Origin of the sequence: Allobosea sp. (genome assembly GCF_017308015.1) — a bacterium.
Taxonomy (GTDB): Bacteria; Pseudomonadota; Alphaproteobacteria; order Rhizobiales; family Beijerinckiaceae; genus Allobosea.
Map to the genome: position 1 here is coordinate 1 of NZ_JAFKFW010000043.1, position 13,993 is coordinate 13,993.

Here is a 13,993-nt window from a genome sequence, read left to right on the forward strand (position 1 = left end):
ACAATGATGAAGGAGCGCGCCGTCGCCGGCCCTTCCGTCGCATCGGCCGTGCCGAAAGCGACGCCGAGCGAGGTCAGGTCATGGCGATAGAGCTTGCCGAGCTCGTCGCCGCGGACCTTGCCGATGAAGGCGCCCTTGCCGCCGAAGGAAGCGAGGCCGGCGATCGTATTGGCGGCCGAGCCGCCGGAGATGATCCGGGCCGGGCCCATGGCGGCATAGAGCGACTCGGCGCGGTCCTCGTCGATCAGCATCATCGCGCCCTTGGTCAGCTTCTGGGCGATGAGGAAGTCTTCCTCCGCCGAAGCCAGCACATCGACGATGGCATTGCCGAGGGCGAGGACGTCCGTACGGGTCTGGGTCATGGCTCTTTGCTCTGTCCGGATGGCGCGGCGCGGCGGCCGATGGGGAAGGTGCTGGCCCTGTCGCATCCGCCTGCCGTGCGGTCAAGCATCGCGAATCAGGCTGGGTCGCGCCGGGCGGCGGCCTCGTCGAGGGCGGTGGCGAGGCGGTGCAGATCTTCTCCCTCCAGCAGGCCGATCTCGCGCGCCAGGCGGTTGGCGAGGAGTGTCGCTTCGGGTTCGAGTCCAGCGGTATCGATAATCACGCGTGGATGCGAAAGATCGGCGAGGCGGACGAGTTCGTCGGCCTCGTCCCAGATCACTCCGAGGAGGTGAATCGCACCTTGAACAAGCGTGAAGGTCGGGCGGCCGCGCTTGCCGTGCTCCAGTGCCGAGAGATAGGCCGGCGAGACGCCAAGGCCTTCCGCCATTTGCGCGAGGCTCATGCCGCGCGCCTCCCGCAAGGCCCGGACGCGCTCGCCGAAGGGGGTCACGGCCCCTGCTCCCGCAGGCGACGCAGGCGGACATAGAGCGCCCCGGAGCCGCCATGGCGCTGCTCCGCTTCCTCGAAACCGAGGACCAGCGAGCGCAGATCCGGGAGACGCAGCCAATGCGGTACCATCCGGCGCAGGACGCCGCGCTCGTCGCCGAAAAGAGCCGGCACCGGCGCGCCCTTGCCGGTCACCACCAGGGCGATGCGGCAGCCACGGCGCTGCTCGCGGCGCAGGAAAGCGTGGAGCGCCAGATGCGCCTCGTCCTGCCGCATGCCGTGCAGATCGATGGAAGCGTCGACGCTCTGCTGGCCGCGGCGCAACTGCGTGCGCAGCCGCCGCTCGATCGGCGCCAGTGGCGGAGCCGATGGTGGCGCCGTCTTCAACGGCGCAGCCGCAACAACGGCACGCATCGCGGTTTCGGTCGGCGCGGGAGTCGCCTGTTCCGGAACCGGTTCGGGCTCGACCGGCGCCCGGCCCGGCAAGGGCTTCACCGAGCGCGCGACCTGGCGCCAGAGCGCGATATCGGCCTCCGTCAGCGTCTTTCCGCGCCGGGCACGCATCTCAACGCGGCCACAATACGGTGAAGGCGACGGGATGGCGGATCAGGCCCGCACGATGCCCCGCCGCGGCACCCGAGCCGACGAAGAGATCCATCCGGGCAGGGCCGAGAATGGCCGAGCCGGTGTCCTGCGCGATCATCAGGCGAGCCAGATGCTCGTCACCGCCGGTCCCGTCTGGAAGCGTCGTGTCGATCCAGACCGGCAGGCCATAGGGCCAGGCGGTGCGGTCGACCGCGATGCTGCGCATGGGGGTCAGCGGCAGGCCGGCGCCCCCGATCGGGCCGCTCCCGGCCGGCAGATCGTCGCGCCGGGCGAAGAAGACGAAGGATTTGTTCAGGCGGATCAGGTCGCGGGCGAAACCGGCGTCGGCCTTCAGCCGGGCGATGAGCCGGTCCATGGTCATCTGCTCGGGCGGGATGGCCTCGCGCTGGCTGAGCTCGCGACCGAGCGAGGTATAGGGGTGTCCGTTCCGGCCGGAATAGCTCAGCCGCGTGACCGAACCGTCCGGCAGCCGGACACGTCCGGAGCCCTGGACCTGCAGCACGAAACGATCGACGGGGTCGCGCAACCAGAGAATCTCGAGTCCCTGGCCATCGAGTGCCCCCGTCTCGATCGCGGTGCGGTCCGGGAACGGCTCGAACCCGTTGTCGGTGCGGCGCGCGGCCGAGAGCGTCTTGTCGAGGCCGGGCCAGTCTTCCTCGGAGAAGCGCGTCACGAGATCCTTCGGCCGGTCGTAGAGCGGCGTCGGGAAAGCGGCGGAAGGCGTCAGCGAGCCCTCGAATTCCGGCTCGAAATAGCCGGTCGTGAAGCCGGTTCCGCCGCCTTCCGGCCGGATGCGCCAGAAGGAGAAATTCTGCTCGAAGAAGGAGCGTGCCTGCGCCCGATCGACCGGTCCCGTGGCAAGCAAGGCTTTCGCCTTGTCGCAGGCAGCGCTCAAGCGCTCCGGCAGCGGCACGCCCTGGCGCAAGGGCGGATCGGCCATGCAGCCCTGAGTGAAAATGGCGAAGGCCTTGCCGTGATCGTCCTGCTCCCAGCCTTGAATCGCGGCGGGCGACAGGGCCTCGGCGCGGGCTCCTTGAGGCAGCGGAGGCGGCGAAGCCATGGCGGTCACGGATGCAAGGCCCAGGGCTGCGGAAAACGCCAGCGCGACACCGGCGCCGCCGCGCTTCACGCGGCGGATTCAGTGGCGACGAGCAGCCAGTTTGGATCGCGGCTGCCAAGCTGACGCGAGAAAGTCCAGATATCGCTGACCTCCGAGACCTGCTCGGCGCTGCCATCGACGACCGCACCCTGCGCATCGCGGGTGACGCTGATCAGTTGCGAGACGAAGGCAATCGTGACCTGAGCGGTCTTGCCCTTGACCTCGACCGCCGCGAGATCGGCCTTGTCGATCGAGACAAAATTCGATTCCGCCTTTTCGCCGCGCTTCTCGCGCTCGGTGATCGCCTGCTCGAAGCCATCATAGACTTCCTTGGCGAGGAGGCCCTTCAGCATCTTGCGATCGCCACGGGCGAAGGCAGTGACGATCGCCTCGTAGGCGGCCTTGGCCCCGCTGACGAAATCATGCGGATCAAAGGCGGGCTCCTGGCGGATAACGGCCTCTATGCCGGCACTGACGGGCGAATCCGGCGCAGCCAGATCCTTCCAGCGCTCGGCCGCCGGAAGCTCAGGCGCGACGGGATCGTTGGCGGCGCCGGGCAGGCGGATCACATTGTCGCGCTTTTCGGGCGCCTGCGGCTGATCGGGCCGCATCGGCGGCGTCTCACGGCGGGCAAAGGGATCCTTGGGTTGCTCATGACCAGTCTTCTGGCCGAGGACGGAGCGCAGCTTCCAGGCCACGAACACGGCCAGGGCCAGAAAGACCAGAGTCTGCATGTCGAAGGAATTCTGCATCGAAAGCTGACCCGCGGCTCCCCGTTGTTACCTGACCCTTCTGCGCGATGCGCCGGGCCTTCACCGACATATGGTGAGACTGGCTCGTAACATCCACCCCTGCGCTTGTGAAGGCGACTTCTTGTGCCGGCACGGCGTCCATGATAGCCGACGCGCGCGCCGCTCCATAGCACGGAGCGCAGTCCCGAATGCCGGCAGAGGCGCGGGATTTCCCCGAGACACCCTGCCAGAACGAGATGGGACCGATGGCCAACGAACTCCCCAACGGCAATGGCGCCGACGCCGAAGCGGCTCCGAGCCTGAACGCCCTGATCCAGTACACCAAGGATTTCTCGTTCGAGAACCCGAAGGCGCCGCGCTCGCTCGCCCAGCAGGACGCCCAGCAGGGCCCGCAGATGTCGCTGCAGGTCAATGTCGGCTCGACCGCTCTCGGCGACAACGATTACGAGACCGTGCTGCGCCTCGAAGGCAAGGCCGAGGTCAAGGGCGAGACGCTCTTCGCCTTCGACCTGACCTATGCCGGCGTGTTCCGCCTGCAGAACATCCCGCAGGAGCACGTCCATCCCGTGCTGGTGATCGATTGCGCCCGCCTGCTCTTCCCCTTCGCCCGGCAGATCATCGCCGAAGCCGTGCAGAACGGCGGCTTCCCGCCCTTCTACGTGCCGCCGATCGACTTCGCGCAGCTCTTCCAGCAGCGCCTGCAGGAGCTCGAAGGCCAGCAGGGCGCCGCGACGAACTGATCGGCCGCACATCGGCAAGCATGACGAAAGGGTCCCTCGCGGGGCCCTTTCTTCGTTTATTGCAGGTGATTGTTATCCTTGCGCAGCAAAGCAGCTCTCTCCATCTCGACCGGATCGACGGCGGACGCCCCGGCAGGGACGCCCGCCTTTTCCGTATCCGATGGAGACCCGATGGACCACCTGATGACGCTTGCCGCCGACCCCGCTGTCTGGGCCGCGCTGGGAGCACTGATCGCCATGGAGGTCGTGCTCGGCATCGACAACCTGATCTTCATCTCGATCCTGACCAACAAGCTGCCCGAACATCAGCGTTCCAGGGGCCGCAGGATCGGCATCGGCCTGGCGCTCATCCTGCGTCTCGCCCTGCTCGGTACCGTCGCCATCATCGTCAAACTCACCGCCCCGATCTTCACGGTCTTCGGGCAGGCTTTCTCATGGCGTGATCTCATCCTGATCGCGGGCGGCCTCTTCCTGGTCTGGAAGGCGACGAAGGAGATCCATCACAAGGTCGATCCCGATCCGGAATCGATCCTCGCCGAGGGCGGCACGCGCGCTGTGACGCTGAGCTTCGGCGCCGCGATCTTCCAGATCCTGCTGCTCGACCTGGTGTTCTCGATCGACTCGATCATCACCGCGGTCGGCATGACCGAGCATGTGCCGGTCATGGTCATCGCCGTTCTCGTCGCCGTTCTGACGATGCTGCTAGCCGCCGATCCGCTGGCACGCTTCATCGACAAGAACCCGACCGTCGTGATGCTGGCGCTGGGCTTCCTGCTGATGATCGGCGGCACGCTGATCGCCGAGGGCTTCGGCGCGCATGTGCCGAAGGGTTATATCTACGCCGCGATGGCCTTCTCGGCCCTGATCGAGGCGCTCAACATGCTGTCGCGCCGCCGGGCTCGATAAGCCGGCCCGAGCGAGAGACGACGCGGACTACTGTGCCGCGTCGTCCGTGATGCCGAGATAGCCCTTCCAGAGCGGTGCCTTGAGCGAGCCGAGAATGAAGGCTTCGTGTGCCTTCAGTGCTTCCTCGCTGAGGCGCGGCGCCAGCGGGCGCTGACGCTGTGGCCTCTCGACCGCCGCCATGGCGACCCCGCCTCGACTGGCCGCCGCCTCGACCCCGAGGCCGAGTGAAGCCTGCTTGCCGCCGATCAGCTCGATATAGACCTCGGCCAGGATCTCGGAGTCGAGCAGCGCGCCGTGCTTGGTGCGGCGGCTGTTGTCGATGCCGTAGCGCGAGCAGAGTGCATCGAGGCTGTTCGAGGCCCCGGGATGCTTGCGGCGCGCCATCGAGAGGGTGTCGACCACGAAGCCCTGTTCGACCGGCGGCAGGCCGAGGCGCTTGAACTCCATGTTGATGAAGCCGACGTCGAAGGCGGCGTTATGGATCACCAGCTTCGCCCCGGCGATGAACTCGGCGAATTCCTGCGCGACCGCGGCGAAGACCGGCTTGTCCGACAGAAACTCTTCCGAGAGACCGTGGACGTTGAAGGCCTCGATCGGCATCGAGCGCTCGGGGTTGATGTAGACGTGGAAGGTGCGGCCGCTGGGGCAATGATTGAGCAGCTCGACGCAGCCGATCTCGACGATGCGGTCGCCGTTATTGGCTTCGACGCCGGTGGTTTCGGTATCGAGAACGATCTCGCGCATCGCTTCAGGACCTCGCTTGTGCACCACGCCCGGGACGGCCGGCGAGCGCCATCAGGATAGAGCTGACCTGCCGCTCGGCGGCCACGAGACCGCGCGACGTGTCCACAAGGAAATGGGCACGGCGGCGCTTCTCCGCATCCGGCATCTGGCGCGACAGAATGGCGTCGAGCTTTTCCGCGGTCATGCCGGGCCGGGCGAGGACGCGCTGGCGCTGGACCGCTGCAGGAGCCGTCACGACGAGGACAGCATCGCAGCGCGTCTCTCCGCCGGTTTCGAGCAGAAGCGGCACATCGATGACAGCGAGTTCCGCACCCTCCCGGCGGCAGCGGGCAAGGAAGGCTTCTTCCTCCTCGCGCACCAGCGGATGAATGACGGCTTCGAGCCGGCGCAGGGCCTCGGGCTTGCCGAGCACGGCGGCACCGAGCTTCGCACGATCGACAGCACCATCGATGACCGTGCCAGGAAATGCAGCCTCGATCGGGGCTGCCGCCCGGCCGCGATGCAGGCGATGTACCGCCGCATCGGCATCATGCAAGGGCACGCCGCGCTTCTCGAAGAGCTGCGCGGTGGTCGATTTGCCCATTCCGATCGAGCCCGTCAGGCCCAGGACGAAGGTCATGACTGCTCCCGGCGAATCAGGCCTTCAGGATATCGGCTTCGATCAGGGCGCGCAGGACCGGCGTCACCTGCGGCGTCACGCCGAACCAGCGGGCGAAGCCGGGTACCGCCTGGTGCAGCAACATGCCCAGGCCATCCACGGGAACGCCGCCACGCCGCTCCGCTTCCGCCAGCAGCGCTGTCTTCAAGGGAACATAGACGATGTCGTCGACGAGGGTTCCCGGTCTCAGGGCCGCGAGATCGATCTCCAGGGGCGGCTTGCCCTGCATGCCCAAAGCCGTCGTGTTGACGATGAGATCGGCCTCGCCGACGAGGCTGTCGCGCTTGGCCCAATCGCCGGCTTCAAGGGGATGGCCGAGCGCGGCGACCAGTTCGGCCGCGCGTTCGGGGCTGCGGTTGACGACAAGGATGCGCGCGACACCGCGCGCCTTCAGGCCGTAGCAGATGCCACGCGCCGCGCCGCCGGCGCCGAGAACGAGGGCCGTGCCGACCTTGCCCTGCCAGTTCGGCACCGTCGCATCGAGATGGGCGAGGAAGCCGGGCACGTCGCTGTTATCGGCGATGATCCGATTGCCTTCGTGCCAGAGCGTGTTGACGGCACCGACCGCGCGCCCGGCATCGCTGACCTCGTCGGCCAGCTTCATCACTGCCTCTTTGTGAGGCACGGTGACATTGCCGCCAGCGAATTCTCCATCGCGCAGACGCGCGATGAAAGTCGCCAGATCGCCCGGAGCGACATCGATCCGTTCATAGGAGCCGGGAAGCCCATGTTCGCGCAGCCATTCGCCATGGATCAGGGGCGAGCGCGAATGTGCGATGGGATGACCGATGACGAAACAGCGCGGCGACATGGATGAAGTCCGTTAGCGGGCGAGACAGTCGAGATCGCGCAGCGACGCGAGCACCGCGAGCAGCGGCAGGCCCAGAATGGTGAAATGGTCGCCCTCGACAATGTCGAAAAGCTGCGCACCGAGGCCTTCGAGTTGATAACCGCCGACGCTGGTCAAGGCCGCCGGTCCGGCGGCTGCCAGGTAGCGAGCAATGAAATCGGTATGGAGCGGGCGCATCGTCAGTCTCGCTGCCTCGAGCCCTTCGACCAGCGGCGCGCCATCTCGCGCAATGACGAAGGCTGAGTGGAGCTCGTGGGTGCGGCCGGACAGCGCGCCGATCTGGCGTTGCGCGGCAGCCAGATCCGCCGGCTTGTGAAAGGCGACATCGTCACAAACGAGCGTCTGATCCGCGGCGAGGACGAAGCGGCCCGGCCGGTCGCGCGAGACAGAGAGCGCCTTGGCGCAGGCCAGCGCAGCGGCAATCTGGTCCGCCGGCACGCCGCGATCAACCAAGGGCTCCTCGACGGCGCGTTCGTCGATCTCCGGTTTCACGATCTCGACGGGGATGCCGGCAGCCAAGAGCATGTCGCGTCGGGTCATGCTGCCGGAGGCGAGGATCAGGGGCTCGTGAGCGAGCCAGAGGCTGGAACCAACGGTCATGTCGCGATGAACTTCATGCGGTGGTCGCGGAGCAGGTCGAGGATCGAGGCTGCGGTTTCCTCGATCGAACGGCGTGTCACATCGATTACCGGCCAGCCCTTGCGGGCACACAAGCGGCGCGATTGCGTGACCTCGTCGGCGACGGCGGTTGGGTCGACATAAGAGGTATCGTCGTCGGCGCGCAGCGACAGCAGCCTGTTCTGACGGATCTGGACGATGCGATCGGCGCTCGCAATGAGCCCGACGATCAACGGTTTCCTGGCGCTTTCCAGTTCGGGCGGCAGCGGAATGTTCGGCACCAGCGGGATGTTGGCGGTCTTGATGCCGCGATTGGCGAGATAGATGCTCGTCGGCGTTTTGGAAGTCCGGCTGATCCCGACCAGGATGACGTCGGCATTGTCGAGATCGCCGCCCATCTGGCCGTCATCATGAAGCAGCGTGTAGTTCATCGCGTCGATGCGGCGGAAATATTCGGTGTTGAGCACATGCTGGGCACCGGGCTTCGTCGCCTGGGCCTGTCCGAGATAGGACTGGAACAGCGAGAGCACGGGCTGCAGAACCGACAGGCACGGGCAGCCGAGCTCCCGACAGAAATTCTCGAGCTTCTCCTGCCATTCCGGTTCGACCAGCGTGTAGAGGACGACGCCGGGCGAAGCCTCGATCTCGGCAAGGACGCGGGCAAGCTGCGCCTCGGAGCGAACCAGGGGATAGACATGCTCGATCGCCGAGACGGCCTCATACTGCGCGGCGGCGGCCCGGCTGACGGCGATCAGTGTCTCGCCGGTCGCATCGGAAACCAGATGCAGATGGAAATAATTGCGGACCACGGCATCCCCCGGCCTGAAGCGTTCTTATCCTCTAGCGCGCTTTGAGCCTGACCGGAATCGCCCCAAGGCGAATTGATGTCGGCTCGGCTTGCCCGTTTCAGCGCGGCCGGAATGTCCGGCCGCTCAGGGTTCGCGGTTATCCCGGGGCATGGGGAGCGGTGTGGACAAGTGGACAGGAAACGAAGCTTCGCCGGTGCCTCTGTATAACCCGCCGGAACCATCAACAGCCGCCCGGCTGTGAATGGTAAAGAAAGTGTTTCACGTGAATCATTTTGGAAGCCGGCGAGGCGGTCGCCGATTCCAATTCGTTAATAAAGCTTTAACGGGTGGCCGGGGCTCCTCGCGATCCGCGACTCGCTGTCCCAGTGGCTGTGGATCGGTTGTGGACGAATTTGTGGCGGGGTATCTCCCTGCCTCCAAGAGTCAAAACAAAAGATTCTCTCTAGGAATCTTATTTGAGAGATTGCGGGATGGATGGCCCGTCAGGCATGACGACACACGAGACCCCTGCCCTGATCCGTGTACTCGGCGGCGAAACCTTGTCGATCCCGCCGATCTGGCTGATGCGCCAGGCTGGACGGTATCTCCCCGAATATCGCGAGCTGAGGGCCAAAGCCGGCAGCTTCCTGTCGCTCTGCTATGATCCCGAGCTCGCTGCCGAAGTGACGCTTCAGCCGATCCGGCGCTTCGGGTTCGATGCCGCGATTCTGTTCGCGGATATTCTTCTCGTTCCGCAGGCTCTCGGCCAGAAGCTCTGGTTCGCGGAAGGCGAGGGGCCACGTCTGGAACCCGTGGCCGATGCGAAGCGCCTGTCAGAGATCGATCGCTTTGCGGATCAGGCCAAGCTCGATTCGATTCCCGAGACCGTTCGCAGGGTTCGGTCTGCCCTGCCTCGCGAAACCGGCTTCATCGGCTTCTGCGGGGCGCCCTGGACCGTCGCGACCTATATGGTTGCGGGCCGGGGTACGCCGGATCAGGGGCCGGCAAAGGCATTGTTCGAGCGCGACCCCGCGCTTTTCCAGGCGATCATCGACCGGATCGTGGTTTCGTCCATCGCCTATCTGAATGCGCAGATCGCCGCCGGCGTCGACGCCGTCCAGATTTTCGACAGTTGGGCAGGGGCGCTTGGTGCGGAGGATTTCAGGCGCTGGTGCATTGCGCCGACGCGCCGGATTGTCGAGGGTGTGCGGGCAGTGCATCCGCAGGTGCGAATCATCGGATTTCCGCGCGGCGCCGGGCATCTGATTCCTGACTATGTCGCCGGGACGGGTGTCGATGCCGTCGGACTGGAAACCGATATCGACCGGCGTTTTGCCCGTGAGGCGATCCAGTCGAAGGTTCCGGTGCAAGGCCATCTCGATCCGCTGGTGCTGCGCGCAGGCGGCGATGAACTCGAGCGGGAAGTCGATGCCATCCTGGCAGCATTCGGTGACAGGCCGTTCATCTTCAATCTCGGCCATGGCATCCTGCCGGACACGCCGATCGCACATGTCGAGCGCTTGTTGAAACGGGTACGGGGCTGAGGGTTCAGGCGATGTACGAGTGGATCAAGGCTTTCCATGTCATGGCCGTCATCTCCTGGATGGCCGGCATGCTCTATCTGCCGCGGTTGATGGTCTATCACGCGGAGGCGCAGACCGGATCGATCCAGTCCGAGACTTTCAAGATCATGGAACGGCGGCTGCTCAAGGGCATCATCAACCCGGCGATGATCGTGACCTGGGTGCTCGGCCTTTACCTCGCCTGGGATGCTTTCGGCTTCAAAGGGGGTTGGCTGCACGGAAAGCTTCTGCTCGTCTTCATCCTGTCCGGCATCCACGGGGTTCTGGTGAAGCATGTCCGCAATTTCGCCAATGACCGTAACGTGAAGTCGCCGCGCTATTTCCGCATCCTCAACGAGATTCCTGCGGTGCTCATGGTCGGCATCGTCATTCTCGTCATCGTGAAGCCGTTCTGAAGCTGCGTTCGCTTTCCCGCTTGAGCCTGGACTGGAATCCCGCTATCAGGGCGCTACGCTTCTCCAGCGTCCTCCCTCTGTTGTCGACTGTTCGTGAGCCGCCTGCCCTTGCAGCAGCCCATGTCGCGCAACCCAAGCGCAGGTCCGGCCAGGACCGATAAGTCGATCACTCCAGTACCGTCCTTCCCCTGCTGTTCGGCAGGGCGTTCACGATCCGGGTGCCCCATGCGGGAAATCAAGCTCCAAGAGCTCAAGAGCAAGTCGCCGACCGAACTTCTGGCCTTCGCCGAGGAAGTCGAGGTCGAGAATGCCAGCACCATGCGCAAGCAGGAGCTGATGTTCGCCATCCTCAAGCAGCTCGCCGCGCGCGAGACCGAGATCCTGGGCGAAGGCGTCGTCGAGGTTTTGCAGGACGGTTTCGGCTTCCTGCGCTCGTCCGATTCGAACTATCTGCCGGGCCCGGACGACATCTACGTCTCGCCGTCGCAGATTCGGAAGTTCGGGCTGCGCACCGGCGATACGGTTGAGGGACCGATCCGCGGCCCGAAGGATGGCGAACGCTATTTTGCCCTGCTCAAGGTCAACTCGATCAATTTCGAGGACCCGGAGAAGATCAAGCACAAGATTCATTTCGACAACCTGACGCCGCTCTATCCGGACGAGCGCCTGAAGCTCGAGGTCCAGGATCCGACGAAGAAGGATTTCTCGCCGCGGGTCATCGACATCGTTGCGCCGATCGGCAAGGGCCAGCGCGCGCTCATCGTTGCGCCCCCGCGCACGGGCAAGACGGTACTGCTCCAGAACATCGCCCAGTCGATCACCAGCAATCACCCCGAGTGCTATCTGATCGTGCTGCTGATCGACGAGCGCCCGGAAGAAGTTACGGACATGCAGCGCTCGGTGAAGGGCGAGGTCGTCTCCTCGACCTTCGACGAGCCGGCGTCCCGCCACGTCCAGGTCGCCGAGATGGTGATCGAAAAGGCCAAGCGCTTGGTTGAGCATGGCCGCGACGTCGTGATCCTGCTGGACTCGATCACCCGTCTCGGCCGCGCCTACAACACGGTGGTTCCCTCCTCCGGCAAGGTTCTGACCGGTGGTGTCGATGCCAACGCACTACAGCGGCCGAAGCGCTTCTTCGGCGCGGCCCGCAATATCGAGGAAGGCGGGTCGCTGACGATCGTTGCGACGGCGCTGATCGATACCGGCTCGCGCATGGACGAGGTGATCTTCGAAGAGTTCAAGGGCACCGGCAACTCGGAAATCGTTCTCGACCGCAAGGTGGCCGACAAGCGCATCTTCCCGGCGATCGACATCCTCAAGTCCGGCACCCGCAAGGAGGAGCTCATCACGCCGCGCTCCGACCTGCAGAAGACCTATGTCCTGCGCCGCATCCTCAACCCGATGGGTCCGCAGGACGCGATCGAATTCCTCATCGACAAGCTGCGCCAGACCAAGCAAAACTCGGAATTCTTCGATTCGATGAACACCTGATCGTCATCGAATCCGCCGGCATTTCGATTCGCCGCCGTACCGATCACCGGTGCGGCGGCGAAATTGTTTTCGCGCGGGCCGAACGCCCCTTAACCCCGGTCTCGACTCAATATCGGCATTCGATTCGGGGCCGTGACGGAGGACAGTACGACGGCCAGGTTGATACAGGGCCGCCCTGTGTTCTCATGGCAGGCCAAGACAGACCGGTCATACCGCGAAAGGCGCGTATCGGCGCCAAGCCAAGGGGGCCAGTCCGACGGGCTTCCATGCCATTTCAGTGAAACAAAGCGCAGCCTGGTACTGCCGCAGTCGACCGTCGCTTCTGCTTACGCGAAGGCCGCTTCCGAGCGGTTCACGCTTCCAGGGGCCGATGAAGCAGGTAGCCGCAGTGGTCATACCAATGCGGCACTACCTTGGTTCGACGAGAGTATGACCGGTAGTGCTTCGACCTTCGACGGAGTCATACCGTTCGAGCGCTGCGCTGGGCACCAGAGTTCCGGCAAAGCCGGAACCCCGGATCGATCGGCTAGACAAGCACCCTTCCCGTCCGGAGCTTGATGTTCGGCGGAAGCTCGTCCAAGAAGCCGCTTCCGCGGCACCCGGCAGCAGCAATGGTTCAGCACGCCCATACGACAATCGTGGCTTTGTCCTCGGCACCCGGCAAAGCAGGCGTAGCGGTGGTCAGAGTTTCCGGGCCACGCGTCCGATTCGTTCTCGAAACGGTTGCGGGACCAATTCCGCCGCCTCGCGTCGCGACTTTACGCAAGCTCGTCGATGCGGAAGGGGCTGCCATCGATCGGGCTCTCGTCCTGTTCTTCGCCGCTCCGGCTAGCTTTACCGGGGATGATGTCGTCGAATTTCATGTCCATGGTTCGCGAGCGATCCTGGCACGGCTGGTTGCGGTCCTCACTGCGTTGCCAGGTGTCCGGCTAGCGGAAGCCGGTGAATTCACCCGTCGGGCCTTCGAAGCCGGCAAGCTCGATCTCGCTGCCGTCGAGGGCCTGGCGGACCTGATCGATTCGGAGACGGAATGGCAGCGCCAGCAGGCGCTACGCCAGATGGATGGCGCGTTGGGCACACTGACGCTGGCATGGCGTACGACCTTGATCGACGCGATGAGCCTGCTGGCGGCCGAGCTCGACTTTTCCGATGAGGGCGATGTTTCCGGGCCGCTGCAGCTGCAGGCGGTCGAACTCGCTTCGAATGTGCTGATGTCGTTGCAGAGCGCTCTGGGAAGCTTCGCCATGGGCGAGCGCATCCGCGAGGGATTTGTCGTCGTGCTGGCCGGCCCGCCCAATGCGGGCAAGTCGAGCCTGCTGAATGCGCTCGCCCGTCGCGATGTCGCGATCGTCTCGCCGATCGCTGGAACGACGCGCGATATCCTGGAAGTCAGGCTCGATCTCGCCGGGATCCCCGTCATCCTGATCGATACCGCGGGTCTTCGCGATAGCGACGACCCCATCGAGGCGGAAGGTGTCAGGCGTGCTCGAGCGCTGGTCGAGCGCGCGGATCTCGTCCTCAGCTTACGCGCTATCGATTCGGCTCCGTATCGAATCGAGAATCAAGCGAATCAGCTCGCAGTTGCAACGAAATCCGATCTGCCCGGAGATGTTCTGCCAGGCGAGCAGGCAATTTCCGTCGAGACCGGTGATGGCCTGGCCGAGCTGCTTGCGTGTATCGTCGGGCGGCTGCAAGGGCTTGGTTCCGGAGGGTCGGCTCTTCTGACGCGGGAGCGACACCGGATTGCCGTCGCTGATGCGATCGCGGCACTCGAGCGAGCCGTTACAGCGCAGCATGGACAAGGGGAATTGCTCTCCGAGGATATCCGCCTTGCCGTGCTCGCTCTGGAACGCCTGGTTGGTCGTATCGACGTCGAGGATGTGCTCGACCGGCTTTTTGCGGGATTCTGCATCGGAAAATGACGCTGGCACGGCC

The 13,993-nt window shown here is 64.9% G+C and carries 16 protein-coding genes; 6 read left to right on the plus strand and 10 right to left on the minus strand.

Annotated elements, in window-relative coordinates:
* The 5 genes from J0I42_RS23040 to J0I42_RS23060 all read right to left on the minus strand — a co-directional run.
* The coding region (locus J0I42_RS23040) for a PfkB family carbohydrate kinase (RefSeq protein WP_291658418.1) at nucleotides 1-362 on the minus strand (362 nt) is incomplete at its 3' end.
* A 95-nt stretch (nucleotides 363-457) separates the two neighbouring features.
* Entirely contained in the window at nucleotides 458-832 is a 375-nt protein-coding gene (locus J0I42_RS23045) for a helix-turn-helix domain-containing protein (protein WP_291658420.1), read from the minus strand.
* On the minus strand, nucleotides 829-1,392 hold the full coding sequence (locus J0I42_RS23050) for a Smr/MutS family protein (RefSeq protein ID WP_291658422.1): 564 nt from the start codon (nucleotides 1,390-1,392) through the stop codon (nucleotides 829-831). The genes J0I42_RS23045 and J0I42_RS23050 overlap by 4 nt, the downstream gene beginning before the upstream one ends.
* 1 nt (nucleotide 1,393) lies before the next feature.
* On the minus strand, nucleotides 1,394-2,563 hold the full coding sequence (gene mltA, locus J0I42_RS23055) for a murein transglycosylase A (RefSeq protein WP_291658424.1): 1,170 nt from the start codon (nucleotides 2,561-2,563) through the stop codon (nucleotides 1,394-1,396).
* Nucleotides 2,560-3,285 (minus strand): Tim44/TimA family putative adaptor protein, encoded by a 726-nt coding sequence (locus tag J0I42_RS23060; RefSeq protein WP_291658427.1) that lies wholly within the window; start codon nucleotides 3,283-3,285, stop codon nucleotides 2,560-2,562. The genes mltA and J0I42_RS23060 overlap by 4 nt, the downstream gene beginning before the upstream one ends.
* 245 nt (nucleotides 3,286-3,530) lie before the next feature.
* On the opposite strand from J0I42_RS23060, the gene secB reads away from it, so the two are divergent.
* Both secB and J0I42_RS23070 read left to right on the plus strand, forming a co-directional pair.
* A complete protein-coding gene (gene secB, locus J0I42_RS23065) occupies nucleotides 3,531-4,025 on the plus strand; it encodes a protein-export chaperone SecB (RefSeq protein WP_291658429.1) in 495 nt (164 codons plus the stop codon).
* A 171-nt stretch (nucleotides 4,026-4,196) separates the two neighbouring features.
* The gene (locus J0I42_RS23070) at nucleotides 4,197-4,931 is read left to right on the plus strand and encodes a TerC family protein (protein WP_291658431.1); all 735 of its coding nucleotides are present in this window, start codon (nucleotides 4,197-4,199) and stop codon (nucleotides 4,929-4,931) included.
* A 27-nt stretch (nucleotides 4,932-4,958) separates the two neighbouring features.
* Here the strand turns inward: J0I42_RS23070 and dnaQ are convergent, their stop codons facing one another.
* Genes dnaQ through J0I42_RS23095 form a run of 5 tightly spaced genes read right to left on the minus strand, consistent with a single transcriptional unit; the run spans nucleotide 4,959 to nucleotide 8,610 of the window.
* A complete protein-coding gene (dnaQ, locus tag J0I42_RS23075; RefSeq protein ID WP_291658433.1) occupies nucleotides 4,959-5,675 on the minus strand; it encodes a DNA polymerase III subunit epsilon in 717 nt (238 codons plus the stop codon).
* A gap of 4 nt (nucleotides 5,676-5,679) precedes the next feature.
* The gene (gene coaE / locus J0I42_RS23080) at nucleotides 5,680-6,294 is read right to left on the minus strand and encodes a dephospho-CoA kinase (protein ID WP_291658434.1); all 615 of its coding nucleotides are present in this window, start codon (nucleotides 6,292-6,294) and stop codon (nucleotides 5,680-5,682) included.
* A gap of 16 nt (nucleotides 6,295-6,310) precedes the next feature.
* Nucleotides 6,311-7,144, minus strand: a complete 834-nt coding sequence (locus J0I42_RS23085) for a shikimate dehydrogenase (protein WP_291658436.1) — start codon at nucleotides 7,142-7,144, stop codon at nucleotides 6,311-6,313.
* 12 nt (nucleotides 7,145-7,156) lie between these two features.
* The gene (locus J0I42_RS23090; RefSeq protein ID WP_291658438.1) at nucleotides 7,157-7,783 is read right to left on the minus strand and encodes a Maf family protein; all 627 of its coding nucleotides are present in this window, start codon (nucleotides 7,781-7,783) and stop codon (nucleotides 7,157-7,159) included.
* Nucleotides 7,780-8,610: a pyruvate, water dikinase regulatory protein gene (locus J0I42_RS23095; protein ID WP_291658439.1), complete on the minus strand. Its 831-nt coding sequence runs from the start codon at nucleotides 8,608-8,610 to the stop codon at nucleotides 7,780-7,782. The genes J0I42_RS23090 and J0I42_RS23095 overlap by 4 nt, the downstream gene beginning before the upstream one ends.
* A gap of 488 nt (nucleotides 8,611-9,098) precedes the next feature.
* On the opposite strand from J0I42_RS23095, the gene hemE reads away from it, so the two are divergent.
* The 4 genes from hemE to mnmE all read left to right on the plus strand — a co-directional run bounded on the left by hemE (nucleotide 9,099) and on the right by mnmE (nucleotide 13,980).
* The gene (gene hemE / locus J0I42_RS23100) at nucleotides 9,099-10,133 is read left to right on the plus strand and encodes a uroporphyrinogen decarboxylase (RefSeq protein ID WP_291658441.1); all 1,035 of its coding nucleotides are present in this window, start codon (nucleotides 9,099-9,101) and stop codon (nucleotides 10,131-10,133) included.
* An 11-nt stretch (nucleotides 10,134-10,144) separates the two neighbouring features.
* On the plus strand, nucleotides 10,145-10,567 hold the full coding sequence (gene hemJ / locus J0I42_RS23105; RefSeq protein ID WP_291658443.1) for a protoporphyrinogen oxidase HemJ: 423 nt from the start codon (nucleotides 10,145-10,147) through the stop codon (nucleotides 10,565-10,567).
* Between the two features lie 225 nt (nucleotides 10,568-10,792).
* Nucleotides 10,793-12,058 carry a transcription termination factor Rho gene (gene rho, locus J0I42_RS23110; RefSeq protein ID WP_257735420.1) on the plus strand — a complete coding sequence of 422 codons (1,266 nt, stop codon included), beginning with the start codon at nucleotides 10,793-10,795 and terminating at the stop codon, nucleotides 12,056-12,058.
* Nucleotides 12,059-12,669: 611 nt separating this feature from the next.
* Nucleotides 12,670-13,980 (plus strand): tRNA uridine-5-carboxymethylaminomethyl(34) synthesis GTPase MnmE, encoded by a 1,311-nt coding sequence (gene mnmE / locus J0I42_RS23115; protein WP_291658444.1) that lies wholly within the window; start codon nucleotides 12,670-12,672, stop codon nucleotides 13,978-13,980.
* The last annotated feature ends 13 nt before the right edge of the window (nucleotides 13,981-13,993 follow it).

Bases quoted from the DNA above. Each gene is read 5' to 3' on its own strand.
- J0I42_RS23050 (WP_291658422.1), bottom strand. From the start codon at position 1,392: ATGCGTGCCCGGCGCGGAAAGACGCTGACGGAGGCCGATATCGCGCTC.
- J0I42_RS23060 (WP_291658427.1), bottom strand. From the start codon at position 3,285: ATGCAGAATTCCTTCGACATGCAGACTCTGGTCTTTCTGGCCCTGGCC.
- secB (WP_291658429.1), top strand. From the start codon at position 3,531: ATGGCCAACGAACTCCCCAACGGCAATGGCGCCGACGCCGAAGCGGCT.
- J0I42_RS23070 (WP_291658431.1), top strand. From the start codon at position 4,197: ATGGACCACCTGATGACGCTTGCCGCCGACCCCGCTGTCTGGGCCGCG.
- dnaQ (WP_291658433.1), bottom strand. From the start codon at position 5,675: ATGCGCGAGATCGTTCTCGATACCGAAACCACCGGCGTCGAAGCCAAT.
- coaE (WP_291658434.1), bottom strand. From the start codon at position 6,294: ATGACCTTCGTCCTGGGCCTGACGGGCTCGATCGGAATGGGCAAATCG.
- J0I42_RS23085 (WP_291658436.1), bottom strand. From the start codon at position 7,144: ATGTCGCCGCGCTGTTTCGTCATCGGTCATCCCATCGCACATTCGCGC.
- J0I42_RS23090 (WP_291658438.1), bottom strand. From the start codon at position 7,783: ATGACCGTTGGTTCCAGCCTCTGGCTCGCTCACGAGCCCCTGATCCTC.
- hemE (WP_291658441.1), top strand. From the start codon at position 9,099: ATGACGACACACGAGACCCCTGCCCTGATCCGTGTACTCGGCGGCGAA.
- hemJ (WP_291658443.1), top strand. From the start codon at position 10,145: ATGTACGAGTGGATCAAGGCTTTCCATGTCATGGCCGTCATCTCCTGG.
- rho (WP_257735420.1), top strand. From the start codon at position 10,793: ATGCGGGAAATCAAGCTCCAAGAGCTCAAGAGCAAGTCGCCGACCGAA.
- mnmE (WP_291658444.1), top strand. From the start codon at position 12,670: ATGGTTCAGCACGCCCATACGACAATCGTGGCTTTGTCCTCGGCACCC.